Origin of the sequence: Muribacter muris (genome assembly GCF_004569585.1) — a bacterium.
Lineage (GTDB): Bacteria > Pseudomonadota > Gammaproteobacteria > Enterobacterales > Pasteurellaceae > Muribacter > Muribacter muris.
In genome coordinates this window covers 13448-27877 of the sequence record NZ_SPPA01000028.1, presented here as the reverse complement: position 1 = coordinate 27877, position 14430 = coordinate 13448, and the positions used below count along the sequence as shown (strand labels likewise).

The 14430-nt window shown below is 45.7% G+C and carries 12 protein-coding genes and 4 tRNA genes; 8 read left to right on the top strand and 8 right to left on the bottom strand.

What is annotated here, in order from left to right; all coding sequences use genetic code 11:
- Window positions 1-245: 245 nt before the first annotated feature.
- From E4T80_RS10965 to gltX, 3 genes are all read right to left on the bottom strand, one after another.
- Window positions 246-497 carry an Arm DNA-binding domain-containing protein gene (locus E4T80_RS10965; RefSeq protein ID WP_135058342.1) on the bottom strand — a complete coding sequence of 84 codons (252 nt, stop codon included), beginning with the start codon at window positions 495-497 and terminating at the stop codon, window positions 246-248.
- Between the two features lie 185 nt (window positions 498-682).
- Window positions 683-758 (bottom strand) — tRNA-Ala (locus E4T80_RS10960).
- Between the two features lie 89 nt (window positions 759-847).
- Entirely contained in the window at window positions 848-2290 is a 1443-nt protein-coding gene (gltX, locus tag E4T80_RS10955; RefSeq protein ID WP_135058340.1) for a glutamate--tRNA ligase, read from the bottom strand.
- A 174-nt stretch (window positions 2291-2464) separates the two neighbouring features.
- Between gltX and E4T80_RS10950 the strand changes: the two genes are divergently transcribed.
- The 6 genes from E4T80_RS10950 (at window position 2465) to pilW (ending at window position 5200) form a co-directional block, all read left to right on the top strand.
- A tRNA-Val gene (locus tag E4T80_RS10950) sits at window positions 2465-2540 on the top strand.
- Between the two features lie 42 nt (window positions 2541-2582).
- Window positions 2583-2658: transfer RNA gene (locus tag E4T80_RS10945), tRNA-Val, on the top strand.
- Between the two features lie 36 nt (window positions 2659-2694).
- A tRNA-Val gene (locus E4T80_RS10940) sits at window positions 2695-2770 on the top strand.
- Between the two features lie 151 nt (window positions 2771-2921).
- Entirely contained in the window at window positions 2922-3281 is a 360-nt protein-coding gene (locus tag E4T80_RS10935) for a transcriptional regulator (RefSeq protein ID WP_135058338.1), read from the top strand.
- 153 nt (window positions 3282-3434) lie between these two features.
- Complete coding sequence (locus E4T80_RS10930) at window positions 3435-4598, top strand: bifunctional tRNA (adenosine(37)-C2)-methyltransferase TrmG/ribosomal RNA large subunit methyltransferase RlmN (protein WP_135058336.1); 1164 nt, start codon at window positions 3435-3437, stop codon at window positions 4596-4598.
- Window positions 4599-4615: 17 nt separating this feature from the next.
- Window positions 4616-5200: a type IV pilus biogenesis/stability protein PilW gene (gene pilW, locus E4T80_RS10925; RefSeq protein WP_135058334.1), complete on the top strand. Its 585-nt coding sequence runs from the start codon at window positions 4616-4618 to the stop codon at window positions 5198-5200.
- Window positions 5201-5512: 312 nt separating this feature from the next.
- Here pilW and E4T80_RS10920 read toward each other — a convergent pair whose 3' ends face one another.
- Window positions 5513-6733, bottom strand: coding sequence for a uracil-xanthine permease family protein (locus E4T80_RS10920; protein WP_135058332.1), 1221 nt, complete (start codon window positions 6731-6733; stop codon window positions 5513-5515).
- 17 nt (window positions 6734-6750) lie between these two features.
- On the bottom strand, window positions 6751-7557 hold the full coding sequence (map, locus tag E4T80_RS10915) for a type I methionyl aminopeptidase (RefSeq protein WP_135058330.1): 807 nt from the start codon (window positions 7555-7557) through the stop codon (window positions 6751-6753).
- 412 nt (window positions 7558-7969) lie between these two features.
- On the opposite strand from map, the gene E4T80_RS10910 reads away from it, so the two are divergent.
- Both E4T80_RS10910 and glpK read left to right on the top strand, forming a co-directional pair.
- Window positions 7970-8755, top strand: a complete 786-nt coding sequence (locus tag E4T80_RS10910; protein WP_047976947.1) for an MIP/aquaporin family protein — start codon at window positions 7970-7972, stop codon at window positions 8753-8755.
- 25 nt (window positions 8756-8780) lie between these two features.
- Window positions 8781-10289 carry a glycerol kinase GlpK gene (gene glpK / locus E4T80_RS10905; protein WP_135058328.1) on the top strand — a complete coding sequence of 503 codons (1509 nt, stop codon included), beginning with the start codon at window positions 8781-8783 and terminating at the stop codon, window positions 10287-10289.
- Window positions 10290-10510: 221 nt separating this feature from the next.
- Here glpK and E4T80_RS10900 read toward each other — a convergent pair whose 3' ends face one another.
- The 3 genes from E4T80_RS10900 to glpT form a co-directional block, all read right to left on the bottom strand.
- Window positions 10511-11344 carry a glycerophosphodiester phosphodiesterase family protein gene (locus E4T80_RS10900; RefSeq protein WP_228064814.1) on the bottom strand — a complete coding sequence of 278 codons (834 nt, stop codon included), beginning with the start codon at window positions 11342-11344 and terminating at the stop codon, window positions 10511-10513.
- A 75-nt stretch (window positions 11345-11419) separates the two neighbouring features.
- A complete protein-coding gene (gene glpQ, locus E4T80_RS10895) occupies window positions 11420-12496 on the bottom strand; it encodes a glycerophosphodiester phosphodiesterase (RefSeq protein ID WP_135058326.1) in 1077 nt (358 codons plus the stop codon).
- 228 nt (window positions 12497-12724) lie between these two features.
- Window positions 12725-14170, bottom strand: a complete 1446-nt coding sequence (gene glpT, locus E4T80_RS10890; protein WP_135058324.1) for a glycerol-3-phosphate transporter — start codon at window positions 14168-14170, stop codon at window positions 12725-12727.
- Between the last annotated feature and the right edge of the window lie 260 nt (window positions 14171-14430).

The window sequence follows — 14430 nt, the reverse complement described above, 5'->3', positions numbered from 1 at the left end:
TGAGAGGGTTGTTAGAATAAAACATGAGCGTTTCCTTTTTTGTTTAGATTGAATTTGACACTCATATTCTAAACGGGAAACGCTCACTTTTTATTGTGATTTGTCAGATTTAATCTGATCTTCTACACTTTATGATAAAGGCGACGTATTTTTAAGATGGTTTCCATGCAAAGCATACCAGGTTATTCCCTGTTTAAATAACAAGGAGTTTATCAAAAGATGCAGTGGATCACTTTTCGATGATCTTACTGCATCAACCTGGTGCATTTTTGCATGATCATTAACAGAGCAATACTGATGGCGGGGTAGTTACCGATAGTGAATTTGGTTCTTTTTCCCGTGTACGGTACGTTATAACGAAAACGCCACGACTTTACGCCCGTTGGGTATATTTCAAAAAATAACCCGTTGCCGTCAGGGTGTTCATTCTTTCCGTCCTTAATATACTTCAAACGCTCTACTTGTGTATTGGTAAGCCTGTTCTGCGTTCTCGCCATAAAATCCCCAAAAGTACCCAAAATTTTGGGTACTTTACCACTTGGGTACTTATTTGGGTACTATTTTTCACGCTCAATATGACGCAAGCGAACGCAAGTAGAGTTATCAGATATGAAAAAAGCCTTGCAATGCAAGGCTTCTAAAGGTTTTCAGCGTTAAGTTAAAGCACGCTGATTTATGAATTTGGTGGAGATAATCAGGATCGAACTGACGACCTCTTGAATGCCATTCAAGCGCTCTCCCAACTGAGCTATATCCCCTTTGACGAGGCAGAATGATATGCTTTTCGGCTCTTGGTGTCAATCCGAAAAGCATACTTTGATTTCAATCGCTCAAAAACTGGCTGATCTTACCCTTGTTGAGACTGAATAAACGTAATTGCTTTTTGCAAGCGGGCAAGGGTGCGCGTTTTACCGACTAATTGGGCGGTAATGTCCATTGACGGCGACTGCCCGCTGCCGGTAACGGCAAGGCGGAACGGCATTCCCACTTTACCCATTCCAATTTCAAGCTCTTGGGCGGTTTGGTTCATCGCTTCGTGGATATTTTCGATTGTCCAATCGTTGCAAGCGGTCAGTTTCTCCAATAATTTTGCAAGTGGTGCAATCGCTTCCGCTTTGAAGTTTTTGGCAGCGGCTTTTTCATCGTATTGCTCAAATTCTTGGTAGAAATAACGGCTGGCAGAAGCGAGTTCTTTGAGGGTTTTGCTGCGTTCGCTCAATATCGGAATAATATCGGTCAGTGCCGGCCCTTGGGTGTAGTCGATCCCTTGTTCTTGCATATGCCATTCAAGATATTTTGCGACTTTTTCCGGTGGCAGATTACGCATATAATGTTGGTTCAACCATTGTAATTTTTCGGTATTAAACGCACTGGCTGATTTGCTGACGGAGTGAATGTCGAATAATGCGATCATTTCTTCACGGTTGAAAATTTCTTGATCGCCGTGTCCCCAGCCTAAACGCACGAGGTAGTTAATCAGAGCTTCCGGTAAATAGCCGTCGTCTCGGTATTGCATCACACTGACTGCACCGTGTCGTTTGGATAATTTTTGTCCGTCATCGCCCAAAATCATTGAAACGTGTGCGTAGGTCGGAATAGGTGCGCCGAGTGCTTTTAAAATATTGATTTGACGTGGGGTGTTATTGATGTGATCTTCACCCCGTACAACGTGGGTAATGCCCATATCCCAGTCATCGACAACTACGCAGAAGTTATAGGTTGGTGATCCGTCTGTACGGCGGATAATTAGATCGTCCAATTCACTGTTGCTGATTTCTATCCTGCCCCGCACAGCATCGTCAAAGATAACCGATCCTGTTGTTGGATTTTTAAAGCGGACAACGTGCGGATCGTTCGGAGAATGGTGATGATCGTTAAGGCAATGGCGATCGTAGCGTGGTTTTTCTTTGTTTGCTTCTTGCTGATTGCGTAACGTTTCCAAACGTTCTTTTGAGCAATAGCAGCGGTAAGCCAACCCTTGTTCCAGCATTTGATCAATTACTTGGTTGTAGCGTTCAAAACGCTTCGTTTGGAAGTAAGGCCCGTGTTCCCACGCTAAATTGAGCCATTCCATTCCTTCCAGAATGGCAGCTGTTGCCTCTGGGGTTGAACGCTCTAAATCCGTATCTTCAATGCGTAGTACAAATTCGCCTTGGTGATGTTTGGCATAAAGCCAAGAATAAAGCGCTGTTCTTGCACCGCCCACGTGTAAATAGCCGGTTGGGCTTGGGGCAAAACGGGTGCGAACTTTAACATTCGGATCTAAAGGAAAAAGCGTTTCAATTTTCATTATGTTTGACCTGTGAAATTCTTAGACAAAAGATTTCGGTATTCTACTACGCTTACAAGGGATGAATAGCAAAAAATTGCAATTTTGGGCGAAAAAATCAACGAACAATTTGAAAAGTGATAAAAAGGATTTGACGAAAATTTTCAACTCCCTATAATGCCTCCCCACAACAGCGGGCGATTAGCTCAGTTGGGAGAGCACCTCCCTTACAAGGAGGGGGTCACTGGTTCGAGACCGGTATCGCCCACCACTCTTTTAGAAGGGTTTCGTTGTTGTAGGTTTAAACTAACGTGGGCGATTAGCTCAGTTGGGAGAGCACCTCCCTTACAAGGAGGGGGTCACTGGTTCGAGACCGGTATCGCCCACCACGCTTAGTTAGGCTTCCCAAACCACTTAGGTTAAGTGGGCGATTAGCTCAGTTGGGAGAGCACCTCCCTTACAAGGAGGGGGTCACTGGTTCGAGACCGGTATCGCCCACCACTTCAAGATAAAATATCCTATTCTATTAAGTTTTATAAACTTAAATAAATCTATTCTTATGGCTTTCTTTAGCACTTAAAGAATACCCTATTTAATTCTTTATGGATTTTGTATAAACTGCTTTTGTTTTGTTCAAGTTTAGTCTGAACCTATGCATAAACAGTCAGAAAAAGCAAAATTCAGTGAGAGATTAAACTTCGCATTGAATTTGACCTACCCTAAAGGGCTGAAAACCAGCCAAATTGCCATTAAATTTAATTTATTACACCCTAATACGCCGGTTACTCAGCAAGCTGTGCATAAATGGCTAAACGGGTTAGCCATACCTGCTGAAGATAAAATTCAAACCTTAGCCAAATGGTTAAATGTGCAACCGGAATGGTTAAAGTATGGTGAGGTAAACGATGCGCCCTTTGAGGGTAAACGGGATGAACAATTAGCTAAGCTGATTAGCGGTTTATCGGAACAGCAGAAAGCGGTATTGATCGACTTAATTATGATGTTCAAATAGATTTTGTGATCTCGATCGTAAAATTTTGCGTTGCCTCTTTCCTGATTGTGTAAAAATCGCTAGCCTAAAGGCAGAGATACCAGTAGAATTCGCACTCTTTTTTAATGCAAAACGTCCTTTTGCCACAAAACGTGTAATAACGAGGCTATCTCAATGTCAGAATCAATTAACGCAACCAATGTGGGTTGTGCAGAAAATATAAAGCAGGAAAAAGTTAATCTACTGAATTTAAACCGCCAGCAAATGCGGGAGCTGTTTGCCGAAATGGGTGAAAAACCGTTTCGTGCCGATCAGTTGATGAAATGGATTTACCACTTTGGCGAAGATAATTTCGACAATATGACCAATATCAACAAAGTGTTGCGTGAAAAATTAAAACACATTGCCGAAATTCGAGCGCCGGAAGTGGCGGTGGAGCAGCGATCTTCAGACGGCACAATCAAGTGGGCAATGTGGGTGGGCGATCAGCAGATCGAAACCGTTTATATCCCCGAAGATGATCGGGCTACGTTGTGTGTTTCTTCACAGGTGGGCTGTGCTTTAGCGTGTACCTTTTGCTCAACGGCACAGCAGGGCTTTAACCGCAATTTAACTGTGGCAGAAATTATCGGGCAGGTGTGGCGAGCATCAAAGATTATCGGTAATTTTGGCGTAACGGGTGTGCGACCGATTACCAATGTGGTGATGATGGGAATGGGCGAACCGCTACTGAATATGAATAATGTGATTCCGGCGATGGAAATTATGCTGGACGATTTTGCCTACGGCTTATCCAAACGCCGAGTAACACTTTCAACCTCCGGTGTTGTGCCGGCACTGGATAAAATGCGCGAGCAAATTGACGTGGCATTAGCAATCTCTTTGCACGCCCCGAATGATGAATTGCGGAATGAACTGATTCCACTGAATAAAAAATACAATATCAAGATGTTGATCGACTCCGTGAATAAATACCTTGAGGTGTCTAATGCGAATCACGGCAAAGTTACGATTGAATATGTGATGCTTAATCAAGTGAATGACGGTATAGAACACGCACATCAATTAGCAGAAGTGCTGAAACATACGCCGAGTAAAATCAATTTGATCCCGTGGAATCCGTTCCCGCAAGCGCCGTATGCGAAAAGCTCGAATACCCGTATCGATCGCTTCCAAAAAACATTGATGGAATACGGTTTTACGGTAACAGTACGCAAAACCCGTGGTGATGATATTGATGCTGCTTGCGGGCAGTTAGCGGGTGATGTGATTGATCGCACCAAACGGACATTGGAAAAACGTCAATTCGGGGAGAATATCGCCGTTTCCCATCAATAATCAACTGCGAGGGCTTTATGAGTTTTGCAAAAAAATGTGGTTTTCTGACCGCTTGTATAGCGATGTTATTGTTAGCCGGCTGTTCCAGCCAACTCCCGCAGCAGGCGGAATTTAACCGTAGCGAGGCGGTAAAAGCCCGTATTAACCTTGCACTTGCTTACCTTGAGCAACACGATTTCGCCAAAGCGAAAGAGAATATTGATAAAGCCCTTGAACACGATAGCACGGACTACCTCCCCCATTCCGTGTCGGCGTATTACTATCAACAAATCGGCGAAACGGAAACTGCCGAGCAGGCTTATACGCACGCTATCGCACTTAGCCAAACGCAAAGTGCCGACCACTCCCCCCGCCCTGATGTGCTGAATAACTACGGCACGTTTTTGTGTAAACACGGGCAATTTACACAATCCTATACCGCATTTGAGCAGGCATTGGCGAGCCGGCAGCCCTATTATCACCAAGCGGATACGCTCGAGAATATTGCACTTTGTGCCGAAATCGCCAAGGATAGACCGAAGCAACAGCAAGCGTTTGAACAGCTAGGTAAACTGGATGCTGCCAAAGCGGCTACATTACGCCATCAGTTATCACTGCTATAAACCCTATCAAGCGGTGAGTTACACATCAAAATTTGCGATTGAGTAGCGGCATAAAGCGAAATGGTTGCTCATAGGTAGGGACGCAATGCTTGCGTCCGTTTAAGAAAGTCTCAATATTATGTAGCAGCTGCACAAAGTTGTCTTTTCTTCGCTTGTAGGGACACACTGCGTGTGTCTGGATTTTAACCTATTGAAATAATTTGATTTTTATAAAGGACACACGCAGTGTGTCCCTACATAATACCGGACAATCTTAAAATGATGGGATTTTATGCGGGATGCCGACGTGGCGTCCCTATAGTGATATTGGATTTAGTGTGCGCCTTTTTCCTTTGGCAAAATCAGGTTCAGTAAAATTGCTACGATCGCACATAAACTGATGCCTTTTAGGGAAAACTCGCCGACATTGATTAACATACCGCCGATACCGAAGGTCATCACCACTGATACAATGCAGAGGTTGCGGGCTTCGCTCATATCTACTTTAGCACGGATTAAGGTACTCATTCCTACCGCCGCAATAGAGCCGAAGACTAACATCATAATCCCGCCCATTACAACGCTTGGGATCGTTTGTAAAAATGCGCCCACTTTACCGCAGAATGAAATAGCAATTGCCCAACAGGCTGCCCACGTCATCACACGAGGATTGAAATTTTTGGTCAGCATTACTGCGCCGGTAACTTCCGCATAGGTGGTGTTTGGCGGGCCGCCGAGCATTGCGGCTGCGGAAGTCGCTACGCCATCGCCGAGTAACGTGCGGTGCAAGCCCGGTTTACTCAGAAAGTTTTTGCCGGCAACCGAGCTGATCGCCATAATGCCACCAACGTGTTCAACGGCGGGGGCGAGGGCAATTGGCAGCAAATAAAGAATGGCTTCCAGTTTAAATTCCGGTGCGGTTAAATTGGGTAAACTGAACCACGGTGCATCATAAACGGGTTGGAAATTCACCAGCCCGAAGCCGAGCGAAACGAGATAACCGACCACAATCGCCAACATAATCGGCACTAATTTCAGCATTCCTTTGGCAAACACTGCCACAATCAGCGTGGTAACAAGGGTAATCATCGAGACGGTGATCGCCGTGCTATAAGGAATATCCGATCCTTTGCCGATCGCCATATCCACGCCGACAGGGGCAAGCCCTAAACCGATAATAATGATGATAGGCCCAACTACGACCGGCGGAAACAGTTTATCTAACACGGTGATGCCTTTAAATTTCACCAATGCCGAGAGAGCAAAATAGATTAAACCGGTAAATACCAAACCGCCCATTGTTACCGGAATCCCCCAAGTTTGCACCCCGTATTGAATCGGGGCGATGAACGCAAAAGATGAAGCAAGGAAAATCGGCACTTGCCCTTTGGTACAAAGTTGAAAAATCAATGTACCGATACCGGCGGTGAGTAGGGCGGTATTGGGATCAAGTCCTGTAATCAGTGGCATTAGTACTAATGCGCCAAAGGCAACAAAGAGCATTTGTAAGCCGACAAACGCCTGTTTTGGTGTACTGATTTGTTGAGTAGTCATTTTTTAACGCTCTCCAGTTAGCAATTTTTCATTAGACGGCTGATTCTGCCGCTGGCGATCTCTTCTTCTCGAATGGTCAGCACCTCGCAGCCCTCAGCGGTTACCACGATTTGATGCTCATACTGGGCGGAATGGCTGCGGTCTTTGGTTTTGACTGTCCAGCCGTCCCCCATCAGCCGAATTTCTTTCTTGCCGGCGTTGATCATCGGCTCAATGGTGAACACCATTCCCTCTTGTAGCACAACACCGCTGTCATCGCTGAAATAATGCAGCACTTGCGGATCACAGTGGAACTGGTCGCCGATGCCGTGCCCGCAGTACTCACGCACAACAGAAAATCCTGCTTTTTCGGCATATTGCTGAATGGCACGTCCGATTTCTTGTAAGCGAATGCCCGGTTTGACGGTGCGTAGCCCGATATATAACGCTTCTTGGGTAACTTCGATTAAGCGTTTATCTTTTACGCTCGCTTCGCCGACCACATACATTTTGGAGTTATCGCCGTAGTAGCCGTCTTTGATCACGGTTACATCAATATTGAGAATGTCGCCTTTTTTCAGCTTTTTATCTTCGCTCGGGATACCGTGGCACACCACTTCGTTTAAGGAAATACAGGTCGCCTTTGGAAAGCCGTGATAGCCCAAACAGGCGGGAATGCCCTGCTGAACATTTTCAATGTAGTCGTGCATAATGCGATCGAGTTCACCGGTGGTGATCCCCTCTTTCACATAGGGTTCAATCATCACCAACACATCGCTGGCGAGGCGGCAGGCAAGGCGAAGTTTTTCAATTTCGTCTGCGGTTCTAATCGGAATATTTTTCATCGTTACTCTCTTTTACAATTCAAAGTGAGCGGATTATACGCTATTTGGCGGGAAAATTCATCGCACAACAGGCGGTCGGTTGTCGGCGATATTTTGCAAAAATGTAACAGACAAACAAGTGATTTTAGGAAGTGATTAACGGACTTGGTGCTGCATTCTCAAAAAATTTAACGATATATAATTGCTGCATATCATATTGCAGAAAAATGCGCCGAACAGACCGCGTGTTATAGCGTTTGAACATAAGTAAACTGATGTAGATCAAATTTTTACATTTGAATAACAAATTTTTGTGCGGTACTTCACATTTTTATACATTAGTGTTTGCGAAAAATGTCCGTTTCTCTATATTAACACCGAAAAATTTTCGTTTTCAAACATTTTGAACATATTCCATTTCCGTGGAGGCTATATGGAAAGATCATTAAAAACAGCGTGTATCGGTGAATTTATCGGCACGGGATTGATTATTTTATTTGGTGCGGGCTGCGTGGCAGCGGCACAGGTTGCCGGTGCAACCTTCGGCTTGTGGGAAATTTCGATCGTATGGGGGTTAGCGGTGGCAATGGCGGTGTATGCGTCTGCCGGCTTATCCGGTGCGCACCTTAACCCTGCCGTAACGATTGCCCTGTGGCGCTTTGCCTGTTTTGACGGCAAAAAGGTCGTGCCTTACATCATCGCACAAATGCTTGGGGCGTTTACGGCAGCAGCTGTGGTCTATTTTCTCTATCGGGATCTCTTTATTGCGAGCGAAGCGGCACAGAATATTGTGCGGGGCGAAGACATCGGCTTTGCCGGCGTGTTCTCCACCTACCCGAACCCGCATATCAGCGTGCTGCAAGCCTTTTTTGTCGAAGTGGTTATCACTGGGGTGCTGATGGCGTTAATTCTTGCGCTGACCGATGACGGTAACGGTGTGCCGAGAGGGGCGATGGCGCCGTTGTTAATCGGCTTATTGATTGCGGTAATCGGTGGATCGTTCGGGCCACTAACCGGCTTTGCAATGAACCCTGCCCGTGATTTTGCGCCGAAAGTTTTTGCGTTCCTTGCCGGCTGGGGAGAAGTGGCTTTCACCGGCGGGCGTGATATTCCTTACTTCCTCGTGCCGATTTTCGGGCCGATTGTGGGCGCACTATTAGGCGGCTTCTTCTACAACCGTTTTATCGGCAAAAATCTGCCGTGCAAATTACAGAAATAACTGATTGATTTTAAAGGTGAATATTATGGAAAAAGAATACATTATCGCTCTTGACCAAGGCACAACCAGCTCCCGTGCAGTGTTATTGGATAAAAATGCGAATATTGTCGAAGTCGCACAACGTGAATTTACCCAAATTTATCCGCAAGCCGGATGGGTCGAACATAATCCGATGGAGATTTGGTCGAGCCAAAGCTCAACCCTAAATGAAGTGGTGGCAAAAGCAGGGATTAGCGCAGATAAAATTGCGGCAATTGGGATCACCAACCAACGTGAAACCACGATTGTGTGGGAAAAAGAGACCGGTAAGCCGATCTACAATGCGATTGTGTGGCAATGCCGCCGTACTGCCGATTTCTGTGAAACCCTTAAAGCGAACGGGCACGAAGCCTATATCCGCCAAACCACAGGGCTGGTGGTCGATCCTTACTTTTCCGGCACGAAAGTGAAGTGGATTTTGGATAATGTCGAAGGGGCAAGAGAACGGGCGAAAAGAGGCGAATTGCTGTTCGGCACGGTTGATACTTGGTTGGTATGGAAGCTCACGCAAGGGCGTTCGCACGTTACCGATTACACCAATGCGTCCCGCACAATGCTGTTCAATATCCACACGAAACAGTGGGACGACAAAATGCTCGAATTATTGGACGTGCCGAGAGAGATGTTGCCGGAAGTGCGTAATTCTTCCGAAATCTACGGACAAACCAATATCGGCGGTATGGGTGGCGTGCGTATTCCGGTTGCAGGGATTGCCGGCGACCAACAAGCCGCACTCTACGGGCATTTATGCGTGGAACAGGGGCAGGCGAAAAATACCTACGGCACGGGCTGCTTTATGTTGATGAATACCGGCGACAAAGCGGTACAATCACAAAACGGCTTGCTGACAACCATTGCTTGTAATGCCAAAGGCGAACCGTGCTATGCGTTGGAAGGCTCGATTTTTATGGGGGGCGCTTCTATCCAGTGGCTGCGTGATGAACTGAAAATTATTCACGATGCCCGTGATTCCGAATATTTTGCCACTAAAGTCGAAACGACCAATGGCGTATATGTTGTGCCGGCATTTACCGGCTTGGGCGCGCCTTATTGGGATCCGTACGCACGAGGGGCTATTGTCGGGCTTTCCCGTGGCTCGAACCGCAATCATATCGTGAGAGCTACTCTTGAGTCGATCGCTTATCAAACTAGAGAAGTGTTAGACGCAATGCAAGCGGATAGTGGTGCGACCCTTGAAACCTTGCGTGTGGACGGTGGTGCAGTTGCTAACAATTTCTTAATGCAGTTCCAAGCGGATATTCTCAATGCCAATGTTGAGCGTCCGGTGGTGCGGGAAGTTACGGCACTGGGTGCGGCTTACCTTGCGGGCTTGGCGACAGGCTTCTGGGGAAGCTTAGACGAGTTGCGCAATAAAGCAGCGATTGACACAGTCTTCACACCGGATAATGACGAAGCGAAACGCACCCGCCGTTATAAAGGCTGGAAAAAAGCGGTGAAACGGGCGTTAGAATGGGCGAAAGAAGACGCTGAGTAATCGCAGGGAAGAGGCAAGCGGTCGGTTGAGAGGGATATTTTGCAAAAGTCCTGACCCAACCGATCGCTTGTTATGATTAGCGAATATAAAAACCGCTTAGAATCCCTTACGGTTTGTGTGTGATGAACACATCGCAACTTGGCACATTCTTTAGGGTGAGGCACGCGTTGCGTAGGGAAATAAAACGGGTTAATTCAATAGCCATATCCGATTGGAAAACATTAGCACCGGACGCTAAATAACTTTTCCACAGGCTGTAATGCATCATTGAGGGTGTTAATCCAAAGGCGGACTTTATGTTTATCCGCCAAAGCGACTAATTCGGGGGTAATATCCGACATATAGGTATGCATAATTTTAAAATTATGCCCCCACATTTTTTGGAATTTATGAAAATCCTCAATCGGATTGCCGCCTTTTGCCATCGCAAGGTTAATCGGCAACGGCATAATGCCTGTTTTATCCGTTACCTCTTTCAATTTTTTGGCATTGCTGTTATATGCCATCAAATTATCCTTACCAAACTCTTTGATTAATGCGGTCAGTTTATCAACATAGATTTCTTTCAAATCCAAATCTAAGAAAACCCGATCTTTGGCGATTTCAAGGGCTTCTCTTAATGTGGCGACACGGTGGGTTTGCCCGTCAAAACCGTCTGTGAGAGTCAGTTGCTTGATTTGGTCTAAGGTCAGTTTAGAGACCGGCACTTTGCCTTTAAATTTTCCGTCTTTTTCACTGAGTTCGGGAAACACGGATTGAACGTTAGTGGTGCGATCTAAGGTTTCATCGTGTACCAACACATAGTGTCCATCGGCAGTTAAACGGGGGTCAACCTCAATGATGCTGACACCACGGTTAATCGCTAAATGGATTGCGGCAAGGGAGTTTTCAGGAAAAATCCGGCTTTCAATCCCCGCTTGCGCCCGATGAGCAACGGTCATTTGAGCAAAAGGATAGCTTTCAAAATTTGCCCAAATTTTTTGTGTTACCGTATTCGCAAAAGTGATGGATGAAAAGAGCAAAAGCAGTGCTGCTGTGATGAAGTTTTTTCGCATTTGCATATAACTCCGACATTTAGTGTATCAATGTTGCAGTGTTTTCAATTTTGAATGTGCATAGCGTTAAGCCGCTTATTTAGCTGCTCGAATAAACGCCACGCCCGTATCGGGAAAATCGGTAAACACGCCCGTCGCGCCCGCTTTATTGAGGAGCGCGTCATACATTTGATTGACGTTGCTAAAAAACGGCGGTAATGCATCTTGGCGAACGGTGTAAGGGTGAAGTTCCAGTTTTAGTTTTGCCAGCTCTTGTACTAACGGGGTGTATTGAACATTGTCGGCGGTTGATTTTTCTTTATCAATCAACATATACCAGCCCGGCCCGACACCGTCTGCGTATTTCGCCACTTCTTGCATTGCATTCGGTTTAAACATCCAATCGTAGCTATAATTGACCCAATTGCCTGCCTGATCTTTTTCTTCCGTTTCGTGCCAATCGGTGTAGGCAATCAGTTGGACTAATTTAATATCCATAGCCAACTGTGGCAGTAATTCGGTTTTGATCCGTTTTAATTCATTAAAATCAAAGGTTTGGAGATAGACCCGATCGGCTTTTTGCGTGTAACCGTATTTTTTCAGCACCTTTAACGTCGCAAGCGCAATATCTTTGCCCTCTTTATGATGTAGCCACGGTGCTTTGATTTCCGGATAAATACCGATTTTCCGCCCTGTTGATTTTTCTAATCCTTGAATAAATTCAATCTCTTCTTCAAAGGTGTGAATGTTGAATTTGGATTGCCACATCGGGAAGCGGTTCGGATAGATCTGTACCTGTTTGCCGTTTTCCAATTTGAAATTTTCGGTCATCTCAAGGGTGCGGATTTCATCAAGGGTAAAATCAATCACATAGTAACGCCCGTCCGCTCTAGCTCGGTGAGGGAATTTTTTGGCGACATCGGTTAAGCCGTCTAAAAAATGGTCGTGAATAACAATCAACTTATCGTCTTTAGTCATTGCAAGATCTTGCTCTAAATAGTCCGCTTGCTGCCCAACGGCAAGGGCTTTTGCCTCCAATGTATGCTCCGGCAAATAACCGCTTGCACCACGGTGGGCGATGATCAGTTTGTTATTGAGATCTGTGGCAAAGGCTGTGGTATGGCTGAATGCGGTTGCGGCAACGAGTGCGGCGAGTAAGGTGTTGAATTTCATAGTAGCTCCTTTTTGATCAATAAATAATGGTTATTTTGATTGATTTGTATGACGGTTTGATGACATAAAAACGGTATTATGTAGCAAATGCACAAAAATAGACATTTTAACAGAATGTAGGGACACACTGCGTGTGTCCCTACAAGTGAATAAAAAACAACTTTGTGCAACTGCTACATAATATTGCATAAAAAAGGAAGAACCTCCGTTCTTCCTGTTTATAAGAGATTATTTGCCATAATGCTCACCGAGTTTGGCTTTGTGCTTGCCTTCTTCCAACATCACGATCAACATTAGCAAGACTGCAAGGATACCGCCGGTGATCATCACATAAAAACCGCCGTCCCAGCCGTAGTATTCCGCTGCCCAGCCGACTACCAGTGATGCGGATACCGTGCCGCCGAGGTAGCCGAATAAGCCGGTGAAACCTGCTGATGTACCCGCCGCTTTTTTCGGGGCAAGCTCAAGGGCGTGCAAGCCGATTAACATTACCGGCCCGTAAATTAAGAAGCCGATGGTCGTCATTAAAATAAAGTCCGTCAGCTGATACGGGTTTTCATACCAAGCGTGTCCGGCATACTGCGCCAGCTCTGCCTCCGGTGTTGCCGGATTTAACCATAATGCCACTACGGCTGCTGTGGTTAAAATCATAAAAATAAAGCCGGTTAAACCCCGTTTACCTTTGAATAATTTATCGGATACCCAGCCGCACAGTAACGTGCCAGGAATTGCCGCCAGTTCATAAATGGTATATGCCCACGCCGTCCCTTTGATGTTGAAGTGTTTCACTTCGCCCAAATAAACCGGCGACCATTTTAAGACACCATAGCGAATTAAATAGACAAACACATTGGCAATAGCGATGTACCATAACAATTTGTTTTTCAACACATAAGTAATGAAAATGTCTTTGGTGCTAAGCGAATGCTCATAGGTCTTTTCGTTGTAATCTTCCGGATAATCATTACGCCATTTTTCGATTGCCGGTAAGCCGCAAGATTGCGGTGTATCTTTCATTATCAAATAGATCGGCACGGCGGCGACCATTGCGGCAATGCCCGGATAGTAGAGAGCCTGTTGCCAGATATCTTTAGCGGTGGCTTCAACCCCGTGATTGCTGAAATAAACGGCGCTGGCGAGTAGCACCATTGCACCCGGCACCATTCCGCCGAGATTATGCGCTGTATTCCAAATAGAGACGATCGTCCCCCGTTCCGATTTTGACCACCAATGCACCATTGTGCGTCCGCACGGCGGCCAGCCCATTCCTTGAAACCAGTTATTCAAGAAAATCATCACAAACATCACGGCAATGCCTGAGGTTGCCCACGGCATCAAGCCCATTAACGTCATACATAAACCAGAGAGTAACAGCCCGAAAGGTAAAAAGACTTTCGGATTGGAGCGATCGGAAATGCCCGCCATCACGAATTTTGATAAACCGTAAGCTAAACCGGCACCCGTGCCGATAATGCCAAGTTCCGCTTTGTTATAAAGCCCCGCCTCAATTAAGCCTTTTTGGGCTAAGTCAAAATTGGCACGCACAAAATAGTAGGCGGCGTAGCCAAAGAAAATGCCTGCAAACACCTGCCAACGCAAGCGTTTGTAGGTGGAATCAATTTTATCCGCCGGCAATGCCGCAATGTGCGGTGCCGGTTTAAATGGGCCAAACATAGCTTCTCCTTAAATATGGTTGAAATCGATCGAACATCATCAGCAAGCGGTCGGTTTTGCCCGCTTTTTTGCAAATCCGCATACCCACAACAATGCCTGTCCGATAAGGGTGCATATCATAAAAGAACCATAAAAATTAGAAAGCGGATTTGTTTGATTTTGTGAGAGAACTCACAAAAAAGTAAGGGTTTGATGAGTGAAATCGAAAATAATTTGTGATCAACTTCACAAAATTTGGTTATTTTGACGCATTTTGTTGT

Coding starts and splice junctions, on each gene's coding strand:
- E4T80_RS10965 (WP_135058342.1), bottom strand. CDS start 497: ATGGCGAGAACGCAGAACAGGCTTACCAATACACAAGTAGAGCGTTTG.
- gltX (WP_135058340.1), bottom strand. CDS start 2,290: ATGAAAATTGAAACGCTTTTTCCTTTAGATCCGAATGTTAAAGTTCGC.
- E4T80_RS10935 (WP_135058338.1), top strand. CDS start 2,922: ATGCATAAACAGTCAGAAAAAGCAAAATTCAGTGAGAGATTAAACTTC.
- E4T80_RS10930 (WP_135058336.1), top strand. CDS start 3,435: ATGTCAGAATCAATTAACGCAACCAATGTGGGTTGTGCAGAAAATATA.
- pilW (WP_135058334.1), top strand. CDS start 4,616: ATGAGTTTTGCAAAAAAATGTGGTTTTCTGACCGCTTGTATAGCGATG.
- E4T80_RS10920 (WP_135058332.1), bottom strand. CDS start 6,733: ATGACTACTCAACAAATCAGTACACCAAAACAGGCGTTTGTCGGCTTA.
- map (WP_135058330.1), bottom strand. CDS start 7,557: ATGAAAAATATTCCGATTAGAACCGCAGACGAAATTGAAAAACTTCGC.
- E4T80_RS10910 (WP_047976947.1), top strand. CDS start 7,970: ATGGAAAGATCATTAAAAACAGCGTGTATCGGTGAATTTATCGGCACG.
- glpK (WP_135058328.1), top strand. CDS start 8,781: ATGGAAAAAGAATACATTATCGCTCTTGACCAAGGCACAACCAGCTCC.
- E4T80_RS10900 (WP_228064814.1), bottom strand. CDS start 11,344: ATGCGAAAAAACTTCATCACAGCAGCACTGCTTTTGCTCTTTTCATCC.
- glpQ (WP_135058326.1), bottom strand. CDS start 12,496: ATGAAATTCAACACCTTACTCGCCGCACTCGTTGCCGCAACCGCATTC.
- glpT (WP_135058324.1), bottom strand. CDS start 14,170: ATGTTTGGCCCATTTAAACCGGCACCGCACATTGCGGCATTGCCGGCG.